Annotated in this window: 16 protein-coding genes and 2 pseudogenes; 9 read left to right on the top strand and 9 right to left on the bottom strand. The window is 71.6% G+C overall.

The window, feature by feature from the left end:
* Positions 1–33 precede the first annotated feature (33 nt).
* Positions 34–222 carry a hypothetical protein gene (locus tag OG542_RS22485; RefSeq protein WP_184599430.1) on the bottom strand — a complete coding sequence of 63 codons (189 nt, stop codon included), beginning with the start codon at positions 220–222 and terminating at the stop codon, positions 34–36.
* A gap of 342 nt (positions 223–564) precedes the next feature.
* Between OG542_RS22485 and OG542_RS22480 the strand changes: the two genes are divergently transcribed.
* On the top strand, positions 565–2,619 hold the full coding sequence (locus OG542_RS22480) for a HelD family protein (RefSeq protein WP_328413326.1): 2,055 nt from the start codon (positions 565–567) through the stop codon (positions 2,617–2,619).
* A 53-nt stretch (positions 2,620–2,672) separates the two neighbouring features.
* Here the strand turns inward: OG542_RS22480 and OG542_RS22475 are convergent.
* The 3 genes and pseudogenes from OG542_RS22475 to OG542_RS22465 form a co-directional block, all read right to left on the bottom strand.
* Positions 2,673–2,876: pseudogene (locus OG542_RS22475) on the bottom strand (zinc ribbon domain-containing protein); the annotation flags it as partial.
* Positions 2,831–3,568 (bottom strand): copper homeostasis protein CutC, encoded by a 738-nt coding sequence (locus OG542_RS22470; RefSeq protein ID WP_328413324.1) that lies wholly within the window; start codon positions 3,566–3,568, stop codon positions 2,831–2,833. The pseudogene OG542_RS22475 and the gene OG542_RS22470, both read right to left, overlap by 46 nt.
* 107 nt (positions 3,569–3,675) lie before the next feature.
* A complete protein-coding gene (locus tag OG542_RS22465) occupies positions 3,676–4,356 on the bottom strand; it encodes a maleylpyruvate isomerase family mycothiol-dependent enzyme (RefSeq protein WP_328413322.1) in 681 nt (226 codons plus the stop codon).
* Positions 4,357–4,403: 47 nt separating this feature from the next.
* Here OG542_RS22465 and OG542_RS22460 point away from each other — a divergent pair, with 47 nt between their 5' ends.
* Both OG542_RS22460 and OG542_RS22455 read left to right on the top strand, forming a co-directional pair.
* A complete protein-coding gene (locus tag OG542_RS22460) occupies positions 4,404–5,066 on the top strand; it encodes an HD domain-containing protein (RefSeq protein ID WP_328413321.1) in 663 nt (220 codons plus the stop codon).
* 34 nt (positions 5,067–5,100) lie between these two features.
* The gene (locus OG542_RS22455; RefSeq protein WP_328418050.1) at positions 5,101–6,159 is read left to right on the top strand and encodes a GNAT family N-acetyltransferase; all 1,059 of its coding nucleotides are present in this window, start codon (positions 5,101–5,103) and stop codon (positions 6,157–6,159) included.
* On the opposite strand, the gene OG542_RS22450 is transcribed toward OG542_RS22455, so the two are convergent.
* The gene (locus OG542_RS22450) at positions 6,129–6,416 is read right to left on the bottom strand and encodes a DUF4031 domain-containing protein (protein WP_328413319.1); all 288 of its coding nucleotides are present in this window, start codon (positions 6,414–6,416) and stop codon (positions 6,129–6,131) included. The genes OG542_RS22455 and OG542_RS22450 overlap by 31 nt on opposite strands.
* Before the next feature lie 7 nt (positions 6,417–6,423).
* Positions 6,424–6,807: a hypothetical protein gene (locus OG542_RS22445; RefSeq protein ID WP_193479737.1), complete on the bottom strand. Its 384-nt coding sequence runs from the start codon at positions 6,805–6,807 to the stop codon at positions 6,424–6,426.
* 55 nt (positions 6,808–6,862) lie between these two features.
* On the opposite strand from OG542_RS22445, the gene OG542_RS22440 reads away from it, so the two are divergent.
* Together OG542_RS22440 and murQ are read left to right on the top strand one after the other, a co-directional pair.
* Positions 6,863–7,816, top strand: a complete 954-nt coding sequence (locus tag OG542_RS22440; protein ID WP_408057782.1) for a MurR/RpiR family transcriptional regulator — start codon at positions 6,863–6,865, stop codon at positions 7,814–7,816.
* 55 nt (positions 7,817–7,871) lie between these two features.
* Entirely contained in the window at positions 7,872–8,804 is a 933-nt protein-coding gene (gene murQ, locus OG542_RS22435) for an N-acetylmuramic acid 6-phosphate etherase (RefSeq protein WP_328413316.1), read from the top strand.
* Positions 8,805–8,908: 104 nt separating this feature from the next.
* On the opposite strand, the gene OG542_RS22430 is transcribed toward murQ, so the two are convergent.
* Complete coding sequence (locus OG542_RS22430; RefSeq protein WP_328413314.1) at positions 8,909–10,162, bottom strand: SLC13 family permease; 1,254 nt, start codon at positions 10,160–10,162, stop codon at positions 8,909–8,911.
* Positions 10,163–10,264: 102 nt separating this feature from the next.
* Positions 10,265–11,386 carry a PrpF domain-containing protein gene (locus OG542_RS22425; protein WP_328413312.1) on the bottom strand — a complete coding sequence of 374 codons (1,122 nt, stop codon included), beginning with the start codon at positions 11,384–11,386 and terminating at the stop codon, positions 10,265–10,267.
* A 172-nt stretch (positions 11,387–11,558) separates the two neighbouring features.
* Between OG542_RS22425 and OG542_RS22420 the strand changes: the two genes are divergently transcribed.
* Positions 11,559–12,527: a LysR family transcriptional regulator gene (locus OG542_RS22420; RefSeq protein ID WP_328413310.1), complete on the top strand. Its 969-nt coding sequence runs from the start codon at positions 11,559–11,561 to the stop codon at positions 12,525–12,527.
* An 81-nt stretch (positions 12,528–12,608) separates the two neighbouring features.
* Here the strand turns inward: OG542_RS22420 and OG542_RS22415 are convergent.
* A pseudogene (locus OG542_RS22415) lies at positions 12,609–12,800 on the bottom strand (hypothetical protein); the annotation flags it as partial.
* A 114-nt stretch (positions 12,801–12,914) separates the two neighbouring features.
* Between OG542_RS22415 and OG542_RS22410 the strand changes: the two are divergent.
* The 3 genes from OG542_RS22410 to OG542_RS22400 all read left to right on the top strand — a co-directional run bounded on the left by OG542_RS22410 (position 12,915) and on the right by OG542_RS22400 (position 15,007).
* Entirely contained in the window at positions 12,915–13,754 is an 840-nt protein-coding gene (locus OG542_RS22410) for a helix-turn-helix domain-containing protein (RefSeq protein WP_328413306.1), read from the top strand.
* Positions 13,738–13,950: a DUF397 domain-containing protein gene (locus OG542_RS22405; protein ID WP_328413304.1), complete on the top strand. Its 213-nt coding sequence runs from the start codon at positions 13,738–13,740 to the stop codon at positions 13,948–13,950. Before OG542_RS22410 ends, OG542_RS22405 begins: the two co-directional genes overlap by 17 nt.
* A 208-nt stretch (positions 13,951–14,158) precedes the next feature.
* Entirely contained in the window at positions 14,159–15,007 is an 849-nt protein-coding gene (locus tag OG542_RS22400; RefSeq protein WP_408057781.1) for a hypothetical protein, read from the top strand.
* The last annotated feature ends 27 nt before the right edge of the window (positions 15,008–15,034 follow it).

The following is a 15,034-nucleotide window of genomic DNA, read 5'->3' as shown; positions in this document are numbered from 1 at the left end:
CGGTCGGTCCGTCCGGTGGGGCGGTCCGTCGGCTCACTTGCGGCGGACCACGCCGACCTCCTCGCCGTACTGGCCGAGGACGATCACGTCGAAGGCGGCGCCCGCGAAGACCTTGACGGCGCGCAGGGCGTCGCCGAGGCGGTGGCGGTGGCTGCCGGTCACGGCGGTGGCACCCGGCGGCCGGCCCGGTGCGGGGGCGGGGGAGAGGGTTGCTGCGCTCATGTCTCCATGGTGCGGTTTCGCCCGTAAAGCCCGCGTCGGTCTGGGGACCGAACCTGCGTACTCCGTCCGTACGCCTGCGGACCGACTCCTGCCCCTCAGGAAGGAGGGCCTCGTCCCCTAGGGGATGGGAAACGGGGGGCGGGAAACAGGAGGCGGGAAACAGGGGGGCGGGAAACAGGGGGGCGGGAAACAGGGGGGCGGGAAAAACCGTTGGCGGCCGTCACGCCCGCTCCTCTAAGATCTCCGCTCTTGCCCGCCTCCCCCACGGAGCGCCGCCGACCGGACGGAAACCGGCCGGTATCTCACCGCCATCTCTTCAGCAGGTCCTCCGGAGGCACCCCCTTGTCCACGCCCGTCGACGACCCGCTCTCCCGTGAGCGCTCCCACCTCGCCGCGTCCCGTTCCGCCCTGCGTGCCATGCGCGAGGACGTCGAGGCCCTCGACATCAGAGACGTCACCGCGAACTGGGTCAACGCGGAGGTGCTGGCCCACCAGATCGAGGAACGCGTCAAGGCCCTGGCCGACCTCAGCGACACCCCGCTGTTCTTCGGGCGACTCGACTATCTGCACACTCCGGGCGCCGAGCGGGCGGAGGGCGCGGAGTGCGAGCGCTTCTACATCGGGCGGCGGCATGTGCACGACGCCGACGGCGACCCCATGGTGATCGACTGGCGCGCACCGGTCTCGCAGCCGTTCTACCGGGCCTCCAAGAAAAACCCGCTGGACATCGCGCTGCGCCGCCGCTTCGGCTACACGGGCGGCGACCTCACGGCGTACGAGGACGAGCACCTCTCGGACCCGGCCGAGGCGGCGCGCACGAGCACACTCCTCCAGCAGGAGATCGAGCGTCCGCGTGTCGGCCCGATGCGGGACATCGTCGCGACGATCCAGCCCGAGCAGGACGAGATCGTGCGGTCCGGACTCTCCGGCACGGTGTGCGTACAGGGCGGCCCGGGCACCGGGAAGACCGCCGTCGGCCTGCACCGGGTCGCCTACCTCCTCTACGCCCACCGCGAGCGCCTGGCCCGCACCGGCACCCTGGTCATCGGACCCAACCGGTCCTTCCTGCACTACATCGAGCAAGTTCTGCCCGCGCTGGGCGAGTTGACCGTCCAGCAGGCCACCGTCGAGGACCTGGTGGCCCACGTCGAGATCAAGGGCACGGACGACGCGACGGCCGCGGTCGTCAAGGGCGATGCCCGCATGGCGCAGGTGCTGCGCAGGGCCCTCTACGCGCACGTCACCCTGCCCACCGAGCCGGTCGTGGTCGTGCGCGGCTCCCGCCGGTGGCGGGTCGCGGCGTACGAACTGGAGGACATCGTCCGCGAGTTGCTCGACCGCGACATCCGCTACGGCGCCGCCCGCGAGGCCCTGCCGCAGCGCATCGCGCACGCCGTGCTGGTGCAGATGGAGCGCTCGGGCGAGGCGCCGGACGACCGGGTGCAGGACGCGGTGGCCCGCAACAGCGCGGTCAAGGCGGCGGTCAAGGCGATCTGGCCGGCCGTCGACCCGGCGAAACTGGTGCTGCGCCTGCTGTCGGACGCGGACTTCCTCGCCGAACACGCCGAGGAGATCCTCGACGAGGACGAACAGAAGGCGATCCTCTGGGCCAAGCCGGCGCGCAGCGTCAAGTCCGCCAAGTGGGCGACGGCCGACGCCGTCCTCATCGACGAGGCCACCGACCTGATCCAGCGCACGCACTCCCTCGGGCATGTCGTCCTCGACGAGGCGCAGGACCTCTCCCCCATGCAGTACCGGGCGGTCGGCCGCCGCTGCACCACCGGCAGCGCGACCGTCCTCGGCGACCTGGCGCAGGGCACCACGCCCTGGGCGACCCGCGGCTGGCAGGAGGCGCTCACCCACCTGGGCAAACAGGACGCGTTGGTGGAGGAGCTGACGGCCGGTTTCCGCGTGCCGACGGACGTCATCACCTACGCCTCCCGGCTGCTGCCGCACATCGCCCCGGGCCTCACCCCGGTCGTGTCGATCCGCGAGAACCCGGGCCACTTCGAGGTCCGGGCGGTCTCCGGGGCCGCCGACGTGGTCGGAGCCTGCCGCGAGTCGCTGCGCCACGAGGGCTCGACCGGCCTGATCGCGGCGGACGCCCGGGTCCCGGAGCTGGCACGGGCCCTGGCGGAGGCCGGGATCCCGTACCTCGGCCCGGGCGAGGAGACGACTCGGGAAACCCGCCTGACCCTGGTCCCGGCGTCCCTCGCGAAGGGTCTGGAGTACGACTACGTCGTCCTGGACGAGCCGCGGGCGGTGGTCGACGGCGAGCCGGACGAGCGCACCGGCCTGCGCCGCCTGTACGTGGCGCTGACCCGAGCCGTGTCGGGCCTGACCGTGACGCACGCGGCCGGGCTGCCGCCGCAACTGGCGTCAACCACCCTTCGCTGAAGCGTCGGGAGGGCCCGTGCGCCCGCGTCTCCCTGACCGCTCAGGTCGCGACTGTCTCGTGTCGAGACGGTTCCGCAGGCGGTGCAGGTGTAGGTGCGTTCCGACAGAGGAAGTGCGTGCTTGGTTCTCGCTCCGCACTGTGCGCAGTCCATGGTGGTGTGCGCGGGATGTACGAGGCGCACATCGCGCCCGTGTTTGCGGCCCATCTCGATCAGGGCCTGCTTGGTGGCCCCGATCGCCGCATCGGCGGCTTTGCGGGGGCGGCGTCCAGGGCGGTCCGCCACCGCGCCACGGCCTCCGCCGACACCGGCGCCTCCCAGCCCTGCGGCCGGGCCGCCCCGCCGATGTGGAAGCCGTCGACCCCGGCCGCCAGCAGCGTCGGCACGTGGTCGAGCCGCAGCCCGCCCCCCACCAGCAGGTGCTGCTCGTACCCCGGCTCTCCTCGGCGGGCCGCCTCCGCGAGCAGTACGGAAAACCCGTCGTCGACCCCGTCGGCCGATCCGGCGGTGAGATACGTGTCGAGCCCGGGCATCCCGTCCAGCTGCTTGCGCAGGGCGTCCCGGTCGGCGGCCCGGTCGATCGCCCGGTGGAAGGTCCACGGGCAGCCGTCCAGCACTCCCACCACCCGCTCCACAGCCGCGAGATCCACGCCACCCCCCGCGTCGAGGAAGCCCAGCACGAACTCCTCGGCCCCGGCCTCCCGCAGCTCGCCCGCCACCCGGACCAGCCGGTCGGCGTCCCCCGCCGCGAAGCCGTCCGCGAGCCGGAGCATCACCCGCAGCGAGAGGCCGACGGCCCGGCGGATCCCGGCGACCGTGGCGGCCGACGGGGTGAGCCCGTCGGCCGCCATGTCGGTGACCAGCTCGAGGCGGTCCGCGCCTCCCGCCTGGGCGGCGACCGCGTCCTCGACGCCGAGGGCGATCACCTCCAGGACTGCACGCTTGCTCATGGGGCCCCATTCATCCGCGTCGAGGGCGGCCGCAACCCACCCACAGGTCTAGTCCAATCCAGACTACTTCCCGCGGGCCAGGCCCTTCATCCCTCCCCTCGGGGTCTTCACCCGAAGATGTTCAGCTCCTTCGCCTCCACCCCGGCCAGCTCGAACGCGGGAGCCCCGCCGACCGGCCGCCCCGTGTACAGCCGTACGAGGGTCGGCCCGTCCCCGATGAAACGCCCCGGGGGCCGCTCCCCGCCGCTCTCGCCCAGGCGCAGCGGCTCGTCCAGGTCGTCGAGGTCGGCGTGCAGCGGCGCGTGGCCCCGCTCACGGGTGAGCCGGGCGAGCAGCGCGAGCGCGTCGGGCAGGCCGGCCCCGCCGTACGCCCCCGGCTCCCCGAGGGCCTCACGCACGTCCCCGGCGTGCACCCACTCCCCGAGCGCGAGGCCGTCCAGCTTCCCCTCCGCCCCGGCGATCACGGCCCCGGCCTCGCTCAACCCGCGCTCCAGCTCGTCGACGACCCGGCCGTCGCTCCAGCCCTCCCGTTCGGCGATGTCCTGGTCGTTCGACTCGGGCGAGAACACGCCCGCCTCGAACCGGCCCTCCGCCACCCGCGTCAGCGCGGCGGAACAGTGCGCCAGCACGTCCCGCACCGTCCAGCCCGGACACGCGGCCACGGGCCGTGCGAAGTCCCCCTCGGCCCTGCCCCGCAGCAGCGGGATCAGCGCGTCACGCTCGATCGTGAGCAGCCGCCCGGGCTGTTCGGGGTCCCGTACGTCGTGCACATCAGCAGGAGTCGTCATGGAACCCACGCTAGGTCCCACCCCCGGGTCAGCGGGAGAATGACGCCATGGCCGATCCCGACACCCTGCGCACCCGCTTCGCCCGCGCCCTGGAAGGAGCCCGAGGCCCGGCCGGCGGCCCCGACCCGGCGCCGTACGCGGACAACCTCCTCACCCGCTGGCAGGAGCCCCAGCGCCGCTACCACACGGTCGAGCACCTCACGGCGGTCCTCGAGCACATCGACGTACTGGAGCGGCACGCGCACGACCCGGACGTGGTGCGGCTGGCCGCCTGGTTCCATGACGCGGTCTACCTCCCCGACCGCTCCGAGAACGAGGAACGCTCCGCCCGCCTCGCCGAACGCGCCCTCGCGGAGGCCGGTGTCCCCGCCGCCAAGACCGCCGAGGTGGCCCGCCTGGTCCGCCTCACCATCACCCACGACCCCGCCGACGACGACCCCGACGGCCAGGTCCTGTGCGACGCCGACCTGGCGATCCTCGCCTCGCCCCCGTCGGCGTACGCGGCCTACACCACCGCCGTCCGCGAGGAGTACCACTTCGTCCCGAACGACGCCTTCCGCACGGGCCGCGCCACGATCCTGCGCCAACTCCTCGCCCTGCCGAGGCTGTTCAGGACCCCATACGGAGCGGCGAAGTGGGAGGCGACGGCCCGCTACAACCTCACCGCCGAGCTGGAAATGCTGTCGCTCTCACCCCCCACCCCCTCGTAGCCTCCCCACCATGTGGACAACGGGCGCCGAACAGGTGGAGCAGGCCGTCGACGAGTGCGTGGGACTGCTGGGGGAAGTCACCGACCGGGACTGGGAGGGGACACCGGCCGGGCGGGTGACATGGAGCTGCCGGGAGACGGCCGTGCACATCGCCGAGGATCTCATCGCGTATGCGGGGCAGTTGGCGGCGCGGGAGCCCGAGGGGTACACGCCCTTCGAGATCTCGCTGGAGGAGGGGGCCGGCAACGCGGATGCAGTGCGGGTGATCAGGACGATGGGGGCCCTGTTCGCTGCGGCGATCCGGACGACGCCGCGGCAGGTGCGGGCCTTCCATCCGTATCCGTTCCGCGACGCGAACCGTGAGGGGTTCGCGGCGATGGGCGTGGCCGAGGTGCTGCTGCACACGCACGACATCGCCGAGGGGCTGGGCGTGGCGTACGAGGCGGACTCCGAGTTGTGCGACTTCGTCCTCAGGCGGATCTTTCCGCATGTCCAGCCCGGACCGACTCCCTGGCAGACCCTGCTGTGGGCCACCGGACGGGGTGAGTTGCCGGGGCGGGCGCCCGTCACCGAGTGGCGGTGGAACAACAACCTGGTGATCGGCACCGAACGGCTCACCCTGGAGGGCGTCACCCCGGGGGTGGCCGACGACCTTGCCACGGTCGGTGACGGCGGCTGCTTCGAGTGGCTCGGAGGAAGCCCGGCCGAGGGTACCCGGGTGGGCGCCGGGCTGGTGTTCAAGCAGTACGAGGAGGGGGTCCACCTGCCGGAGTGGGGCATGTACGTACTGGTCCGCCGCGAGGACGACCAGGCGCTCGGCGCCATGGGGTTCCACGCCGTTCCCGACGAGGCGGGGCGGGTGGAGATCGGTTACGACCTGGTCGAGGCGGCACGCGGGCAGGGGTACGCGACCGAGGCGCTGCGCGCTCTGTCGGAATGGGCCCTGGCCCGGGACGAGGTGCGGACCGTGGTCGCGAATGTCGAGCAGGACAACGCGCCCTCGCGGGGCGTCCTCACCCGCGCCGGCTTCACGGCCGTCGCGGAGAACACCGAGCAGGTGACCTACGAGCTGGGGGAACCCGGCGAGCGGTAAGAGCCCTTGGGCCGCCGCAGCCCCGCCCCGTGCAGCAGCCGCACCACCTCGCGGCTGCTGACCTCCACGGCCCCGGCGCCCACCGCGTCGGCGTACCGCTGGGCGGGGATGTCGTAGTGGTCGCGCTCGAAGGCCCGCCGGGGCACACCGAGGCGTTCGGCGAAGCTGTGCAGTTCGTCGTAGGAGACGTCGCTGATCAGGTGGGACCACATACGGCCGTGCCCGGGCCAGGCCGGCGGGTCGATATAGATCGTCACCAGGGCCTCACGAGGACGCCGCCCCACCGATGGCCTCGCCCAGCGACCCGACCGCCGCGACCTTGACGCCCGCCTCGCCGCACACCCAGTGCGGGTCGGGCCCCAACACCGGTTCCACGTCCAGCGCGTGCGGGTCGCCGGTGCCGCACACCGGGCACAGCGGCCAACGGCCGTACCGCTCCAGCAGGGCGTCCTGTACGTCCTGCGCGACCAGACCGGCCACGTACGGCGCGCCCTCCGGCCACTGCTCGACCCACCACCGCCGCTGGGTGACGGACTCCTCGACCAGGGAGACGACGTCAGCCTCGGCGACGCGTCCCGCGACGAGGTCGGCCAGCACGAGGGCCCGCGCGGCGTGCAGCGTCTGCTCCAGGGGGGTGATGGGCTCCATGCCCCCATTGTGCGCACTCTTGACCCCGACGCCGAGCCGAAAATATCTTTCAGTGGTGACCCGTAGAGTGAAGGAAACTTTCGTCGGCGAACGCGACAGCGCGCCCGGCCCGAGTGCCATGGTCGGCACGCTCGGCACCCCGCCCGCCCCCGCCGCCCTCGCGGCCAAGGTCCGCACCCTGGCCCCGTCGATGACGCGTTCCATGCAGCGCGTCGCCGAGGCCGTCGCGGGCGACCCGGCCGGCTGCGCGGCCCTCACGGTCACCGGCCTCGCCGAACTCACCGGCACCAGCGAGGCGACCGTCGTACGCACCGCCCGGCTGCTGGGCTATCCGGGCTACCGGGACCTGCGCCTGGCCCTCGCCGGCCTCGCCGCCCAGCAGCAGTCCGGCCGGGCCCCGGCCATCACCACGGACATCGCGGCCGACGACCCGATCGCCGACGTGGTCGCGAAGCTCGCTTACGACGAACAGCAGACCCTCGCCGACACCGCCGCCGGGCTCGACACCGTCCAGTTGGGCGCCGCCGTCACCGCGCTGGTCGCGGCCCGCCGCACCGATGTGTACGGCGTCGGGGCGTCCGGTCTGGTCGCCCAGGACCTCACGCAGAAGCTGCTGCGCATAGGGCTGATGGCCCACGCCCACAGCGACCCGCATCTGGCCGTGACGAACGCGGTGCAACTGCGGGCCGGTGACGTGGCGATCGCCATCACGCACTCCGGGTCGACCGGGGACGTCATCGAGCCACTGCGGGTCGCCTTCGAGCGCGGCGCGACGACGGTGGCGATCACGGGCCGTCCCGACGGCCCGGTGACGCAGTACGCCGATCATGTCCTCACCACGTCCACCGCGCGGGAGAGCGAACTGCGTCCGGCGGCGATGTCGTCGCGGACCGGTCAGCTCCTTGTGGTGGACTGCCTGTTCGTAGGGGTGGCGCAGCGGACGTACGAGACGGCGGCGCCGGCGCTCTCGGCGTCGTACGAGGCGTTGGCCCACCGGCATCGTTCCTGAGGCAGCCGCCCCAGCCAGCACCGGGAAGACACGGAAAGCCACGGAAAGAGCCGTCATGACCTCCACCTCCGACCCCCGGGACCTCAGAACCGAGTTGGAGTCCCTGACCACCGAGGCCTTCCGGCCGGAGCTCGCGGACATCGACCGGCTGCCCACGCTCGACATCGCGCGGCTCATGAACGGCGAGGACGCCACCGTGGCCGCGGCGGTCGCGGCCCGGCTGCCCCAGATCGCCGCCGCGATCGACGCCGTGGCGGAGCGGATGGCCCGGGGCGGCCGCCTCGTCTACGCGGGCGCGGGCACGGCGGGCCGGCTGGGCATCCTGGACGCCTCCGAGTGCCCGCCCACGTTCAACACCGACCCCTCCCGGGTCGTCGGCCTGATCGCGGGCGGCCCCGAGGCCGTGGTCACCTCGGTCGAGGGCGCGGAGGACTCCCGGGAGCTGGCCCGGGCCGACCTGGAGCCCGCCGGCCTCACCCCCGACGACACGGTGGTCGGCATCTCCGCGTCCGGCCGCACGCCGTACGCGATCGGCGCGGTCGAGTACGCCCGCACCCGCGGCTCCCTCACCGTCGGGCTCGCCTGCAACCCCGGCAGCCCGCTCGGGGCCGCCGCCGACCACGGCATCGAGATCGTCGTGGGTCCCGAACTGCTCACCGGCTCCACGCGCCTGAAGGCCGGCACGGCACAGAAGCTCGTCCTCAACATGCTCTCGACGATCACGATGATCCGCCTCGGCAAGACCTACGGAAACCTGATGGTCGACGTCCGCGCGTCGAACGACAAACTCCGCGCCCGCTCCCACCGCATCGTCGCGCTCGCCACGGGCGCCGGCGACAAGGAGGTCGAAGAAGCCCTGACCGCCACGGACGGCGAGGTCAAGAACGCCATCCTGACGATCCTGGCCGACGTGGACGGCCCGACGGCGGCACGCCTGCTGGAGGAATCCGGCGGGCACCTGCGGGCGGCCCTCGAGTCACGCTCCTAGGGCACGTGTCGATGCGTGATCCATCCCGGGCAGTGGGAACGGAGGGCCGCTGAGCACGTTGATCGCGCTCAGCGGCTCTCCCTCATCCCGTCGTCGCCGGTGCCCTACGACCAGGGCAGGACCAAGGCACCCCAGGCGACAAGGGGACCGAGGGCGACGATGCCGCCGGTGTAGCCGATGACCTGGCGATAGAAGCGGCAAGCGTCGACACCACGGGCGTTGGCCAGGACCAGGGCGCCATTGGTGGAGAAGGGGGAGGTGTCGACGATGGTGGTGGACACCGCGAGGGCGGCGATCAGCCCGGCGGCGCTGAGGTGGCTGGAGAGCAACAGCGGTACGGCGATGGGAATGATCGCGGTGAGGATCGCGGTGGACGAGGCGAAGGCCGAGGTGACGGCCACGGTGAAGCACAGGAACAGGGCGACGACGAGCGGCGCACCCAGGTCGGCGGCGTGCTCGGAGATCTTCTCGATCACCCCGGCCTTCTCCAGCATGGCGATGTACGTCATCATGCCCGCGACCAGCAGCAGGGTGGTCCAGCTGATGCCGTCGACGGCCTTCTCCTGCCTCTTCATGTCCACCAGCGCCAGCAGGGCGCCCGCGACCAGGGCCAGGAAGCCGATCTCCAGTTGGAAGCCGAGCGCGCCCACGACGAGGCCGACCAGACAGGCGAGGGTCAGCCACTGTCGCCAGTCGGGCCTGCCGGACACGGCGGGTTCCTCGTCCGCGCCCGCCGTCTCGTCCTGGTCGAGCAGCGGGACCGGGCGTTTGGCCAGCAGGACGTACGTGAGGAGCGACAACACCAGGTTGATCACGAAACTGGCGGTGAACAGAGCGACGGGAGAGACGTGCAGCTCGGTCTTGTCGACCATGCCGAGCACCAGCGCACCCGAGACGGCGAGGGGCGAGAACGCGCCGGCGTGGCCGCCACTGATCACCATCATGCCGACCACGAGCGGGTTCAGCTTGTAGCGGTAGGCGAAGTTCATCGCGACCGGCACGAGGATCGCCACGGCGGCCGGGGTGAAGGTGCCGAACGCCGTCAGCAGTGCGGCGACCAGGAACAGCACCCAGGGGATGAGCGCGACCTTCCCGCGGACCAGCCGCACTCCCGCCACGACGAGCAGATCGATGGTGCCGTTGCGGCGGGCGACGGAGAACAGGTAGGTGACTCCCACGATCGTCAGGAACAGCTCCACCGGAAAGCCCTCGAAGATCTCGTCCTCGGTGAGGCCGAGTGAGGCGGTTCCGACCGTGAAGGTCGCGACGAAGGCGAGAATGCCCAGGTTGATCGGCAACACGGTACCGACCACGAACATCACCAGCAGTGCGCCCATGGAGATCACTTCAGGAGACATCTTTGTCCTTGGTGCGGGGAGGGGACGGGAGGGCGCGCCTCAGGGGGCGCGGGGCTGCCCCGGGGCGACGGCTGGGGACCGTCCGGGGAGATTCATCCCGGTTCAGGCAGCTTTGCGGGCTCCTGATTCCGGTACGTAGATACGTGCGTCGGCGAGCAGCCGGGCAGCCCGCCGCACGGTGACGCGGTCCGGGACGCCGTCGCGCGGGTCCGAGCAGCGGACGGCCACGACGCCGGCGGGGGTGCCCAGGCGCAGCCACTCACCGGTCGGCCCGCCCGCGGCCCGGGAAACCACTGAGTCCTTCAGCAGGCCCGCGGCCGCGACGGCGACCGCGGAGGTGAGGCCGATCGCCGGGTGCGGGGCGTTCATGGTGAGCATGCGTACCGAGACGTCGTAGTCCTCGGCGGCGACCGGCTCGCCCAGCGTGGTGGTGTACGGCACCGGGGGCCCGACCAGGCCCACCTTGGGCACCGCGTCACCGGGCTCCTGACCCGGGGTGAGCAGTCCCATCAGCGGCGCGGCCGTGTGGCGGACCGCTCGCAGCCAGGGCACGTCGGCACGGACCTGCTCCAGGGACTCGGCCCCGGAGCGGCCGGCGCCTCGGGCGTCCACGAGGACCACGGGGGCACCCGCGTCCACCATGGTCACCTGGTGCGGCTCCGCGGTGCCGAGTCGTAGCTCTTCGGCCGCCCGTCCGGTGGGGAGCAGCGAGCCGGTGGTGCTGCCGGCCGGGTTCAGGAAGGTAAGGCCGACCGCCACGCCGCCTGCCCGGGTGCCGGGCACGGTCTGGTCACCGAAGTGATGTACCACTCCGCCGGTGGTGTCCACTACCCCTTCCATGACGGCGCCGGTGTTGCTGTTCCGCATCACGACGCGAGTCCGGTCACCGCTGATGGGCACCAGTCCCTTCGCGACGGCGTACAAGGCGATGCCGGTGGCGCAGTTTCCGCAGTTGCTGGTCCACTCGATCGTGCCGGTGCCGATGCCGATCTGCGCGAACAGGTAGTCGACATCCACACCGGGCGTGGGGGAAACACCGACGACGGCCGCCTTGGAGGTGGTCGGTGTCGCCCCGCCCACCCCGTCCAGCTCCACGGGGTCAGTGGAGCCGTACGCGGCGACCAGCAGTTTCTCCAGCTCACTGCGGTCGGTGGGGACATGGACCTGACTGAACAACCAGCACTTGCTGGTGCCGCCACGTACCAAGGTCGCGGGAATGTGCACGGCTGAGGCTCTTCCTGGTTCACGGACGGAAGGGGAAGGCCGGGGCGGACGGTTACGGGTGGGTTGCGCCCCGGTGAACCGCTCCGGCGAATGCGAAGACCTTCGCAGCCGCAAGACTTGGGCACAATGGCAGTTCTCTTCACCTCAGTTAAGTGCAGCTAAACTCTCAGGCATGCTCAACGTACGCCGCCTGCTGCTGCTCACCGAGGCCGCCGAGCGCGGCTCGCTCACCGCCGCCGCGGAGGCGTTGGGCATGACCACCTCCGCCGCCTCCCAGCAGATGTCCCAGCTGGAACGGGAGGCCGGACAGCCCCTCATCGAACGGTTGCCGCGCGGCATCCGCACCACCCCCGCGGGCGCCGCCCTGGCCGAGCGCGGTCAGACCATCCGCCGCGAACTCAGGGCCGCGGAAGCCGACTTGGACGCCTTCACCGACCTGGACCAGGGCAAGCTCCGGCTCGGGTCGTTCCCCACCGCCAGCGCCTCGCTGCTGCCGCTCGCCCTCACCCGGTTCAGCCGCCGGTACCCCGGAGTGCGGACCGTCGTACGCGCCGGAGTCCTCGACCAGCTGCGCGAGATGCTGCACACGGGAGAGGTCGAGAAGGCGCTGCTCTGGGACTACGAGTGGAACCGCGTCAACGACGACGCCCTCGCCCTCACCCACCTGCTCGACGACCCCACCGTCCTGGTCGTCCCCGCCGACTCCCCGCTGCGCACCCTGCCCTCGCTGCGCCTCAGCGATCTCGCCGACCAGGAGTGGATCACCCGCGCCGACAACCACCCGGTCGCCGACGTCCTGCGCCGCAGCTGCCACCGGGCAGGGTTCGAACCGCGCATCGCCTACGCCTCACACGACTACCAGGAGGCCCAGGCCATGGTCGCGGCCGGCCTCGGCATCGCCCTCGCACCCCGGCTCGCCCTCACCAGCCGCCGCAGCGACGTCCGCCTGCTGCCGTTCGGATCCGACGTACCCGCCCCCACCCGCCGCATCCTGCTCGCCCGCGCCGCGTCACGCGAGGCCACCCCGCCCGCGCAAGCCATGGCCGCCATCCTGCGTACCGTGGCACAGAAGTTCACCGGCGCCGACCTGGACCGCACCCAGCTCGGCGCGGTACGACGGGGTGGACAGGGACGCGCCTGACGCGGCCCGGCCCCTGGGACACCATCCTCACCGTGACTTCGGCTCCCGGTTGACCTGCCTCACACGAGCCCGCAGCGTCTCCCCCACGGGCAGCGAGCGCAGTACGTCCGTCAGATGCTCGGCCGTCCGTACGTTGCACCGCCCCAGATCGACCAGGGCGAACGGCTCGTCGCTCGCGCCGGTCACCGGGTCGACGCCCAGCGACGGCAGGACGACCCCGACTCCGGCGAGGGCCTCCCGCAGCGATTGCACGATCTCTTCGGTCGAGCGCACGTTTCCCTACCTCCACGCTGAGTTTGTGATTCACCACACAGCGTGGTCGACGCGCCCCTAGCCTGGCCATACACGGCGGTCCAACAACCCCATGTGTGCGACAGGGAGTTGCCCATGCCCGGATCCAGGGACCTAGACCCCTCCTCCTCCCCTCGGGCCCTCCTGGGCGCCGAACTCCGCCACGCCCGCGAGAAGGCCGGCCTGAGCCAGGAGGAACTGGGGCAGCGGCTGTTCGTGAGCGGGTCGTTCATCGGGCAGTTGGAGGCGGGGACGCGGAGGTTGCAGCGGGAGTACGCGCGGTTGCTGGACGAGGCGCTGGGCACGGGGGATTTCTTCCAGCGGAACTGCGGGGCAGCGGCGAAGTCGAAGTATCCGGAGCACTTTGCGGAGGCGGTAGAAGCCGAGGCGCTGGCTACGGAGATCCGGCAGTACTCACCTCTCCTGATTCCCGGACTGCTGCAAACGCCCGCATACGCACAGGCCGTGTTCCGCGCCTACCGGCCCACAGCACCGGCAGAGGCGATCGAGGAGTTGGTGACGGCTCGTGTGGACAGGAGCCGCATCCTCGACGATCCAACAAGCCCGTTGTTGTGGACCGTGCTTGACGAGGCCGCACTGCGTCGGCACACCGGTGGCCGGGAGGTCATGGCAGAGGCCCTACGCCACATCGCTGGCCTGATTCACAGGAACCGGATCATCGTGCAGGTGCTGCCACTACGCGCGGGCGCCCATGCATCAATGGAGGGCTCCATGAAGCTGATGGATTTCGAGGACGCCCCTCCGCTGCTCTACTTCGAGGGGGTCGGCACGGGACGACTGGAGGACGACCCGTCAACCGTCCGGTACCAGCGGCGCACCTTCCAACTCCTCACAGCATGCGCCCTCTCCCCGGACGAGTCCTTGGCTCTCATCGAGGACATCGCGCAGGATTACGGCCATGAGGAGCATCCCTGAGCACGATCTGGACGCCGTGGCCTGGCACAAGTCCAGCTACAGCGGCGGCAGCGGTGGCGACTGCCTGGAAATAGCAGGCGACCAGCCCACCCTCGTACCCGTACGCGACTCCAAGGCACCCCACGGCCCGAAGCTCGTGTTCCGGACCACGGCCTGGGCCGCCTTTGTGGCAAACCTCAAGGACGGAGCCGCCTGAGCTTCGGGACCCGGGCTTCGAGCTCCCTTTTCAAGGAATGGATAGAGGGCCTCAACCCGCCCTCCCACCCCGCGTGTTGACTTGACGCGTTCGGCTTGCCACGGACAGTGACAGGCCTCTAACGTTCGTGCACAAGCAACAGCCCCCGCCAGGTGCTACCAACACCTGCGGGGGCTTACCAACGAGGTCGAAGGACAAGTTCGATCCCATGGCTGAGACCCAGCTTAGTGCTGCCCTCCCGTCCACGCACCCAATGGCGAACCCGGGCTACGGCAAGCGCTCCGCCCCAGACCAACTCACCCGCACCAACCACGACTTCGCACACCTCCCGCCCCGCGAAGCCGCCATCTCCGTCTACCTCGACCGGCTACCCGACGGCGCGGACATCTCCGTAGAGACGCTGGCCAAACAGCTCCCCTACGGCCAGTGCGCCCTCGGCACCGCCCTCAACCTGATCCAGCAGGCGGGCCACTTGCGCCGGGGCCGGGAGTGCGTGACGGCGGACGACGGCAGCTCCCGCTGGATCACCCGATCGTGGTTCTCCCGCACCGCCCGGGACGATGACTGGTGGGCGGCCTTCACACGCGGCGACGTACCGAAGCAGCAGCGCCCCACCCGCTCCCGCGCCCACATCCTCCTGGCCGCCCTCGGCCGCACGGCACCCGTCCTGTCCCTCTCCCAGGCCGACTGCGCCACCCTCGCGCCACTGGTGACGGAGTGGTTCGAGCGGGGCGCCTCGGAGGAGGACGTACGGCGTGCGCTCACGGCCGGCTTACCGACCCCCGTCCACCACGCCGCTGCCCTGGTCCGCAACCGCCTGACCAGCAAACTCCCGCCCCCACCCGCCCCACGTCCACCCCTGCGGGTCCTGGAGTGCGCGAACTGCGGCGCGCCGGGGCGCCCGGAGTCCCTGCCAGGGGGCCGTTGCAGCGCCTGCCGGGGCGAACGCGCCCCCGCGCAACCCGCTGCACCCCTGTCCGCCCCCACCGTTCACGACCGCGCGGCCCAGATCCGCGCCGAGATGTCCCAACGACGCCGAGAGAAGGCACGCACATGACGGCTCCTACGGTGCGACGTCACTCCC

Origin of the sequence: Streptomyces violaceus (assembly GCF_036014075.1) — a bacterium.
GTDB lineage: Bacteria > Actinomycetota > Actinomycetes > Streptomycetales > Streptomycetaceae > Streptomyces > Streptomyces violaceus.
The sequence above is the reverse complement of the archived record's forward strand: the minus strand, read 5'-3'. Positions and strand labels throughout refer to the sequence as shown.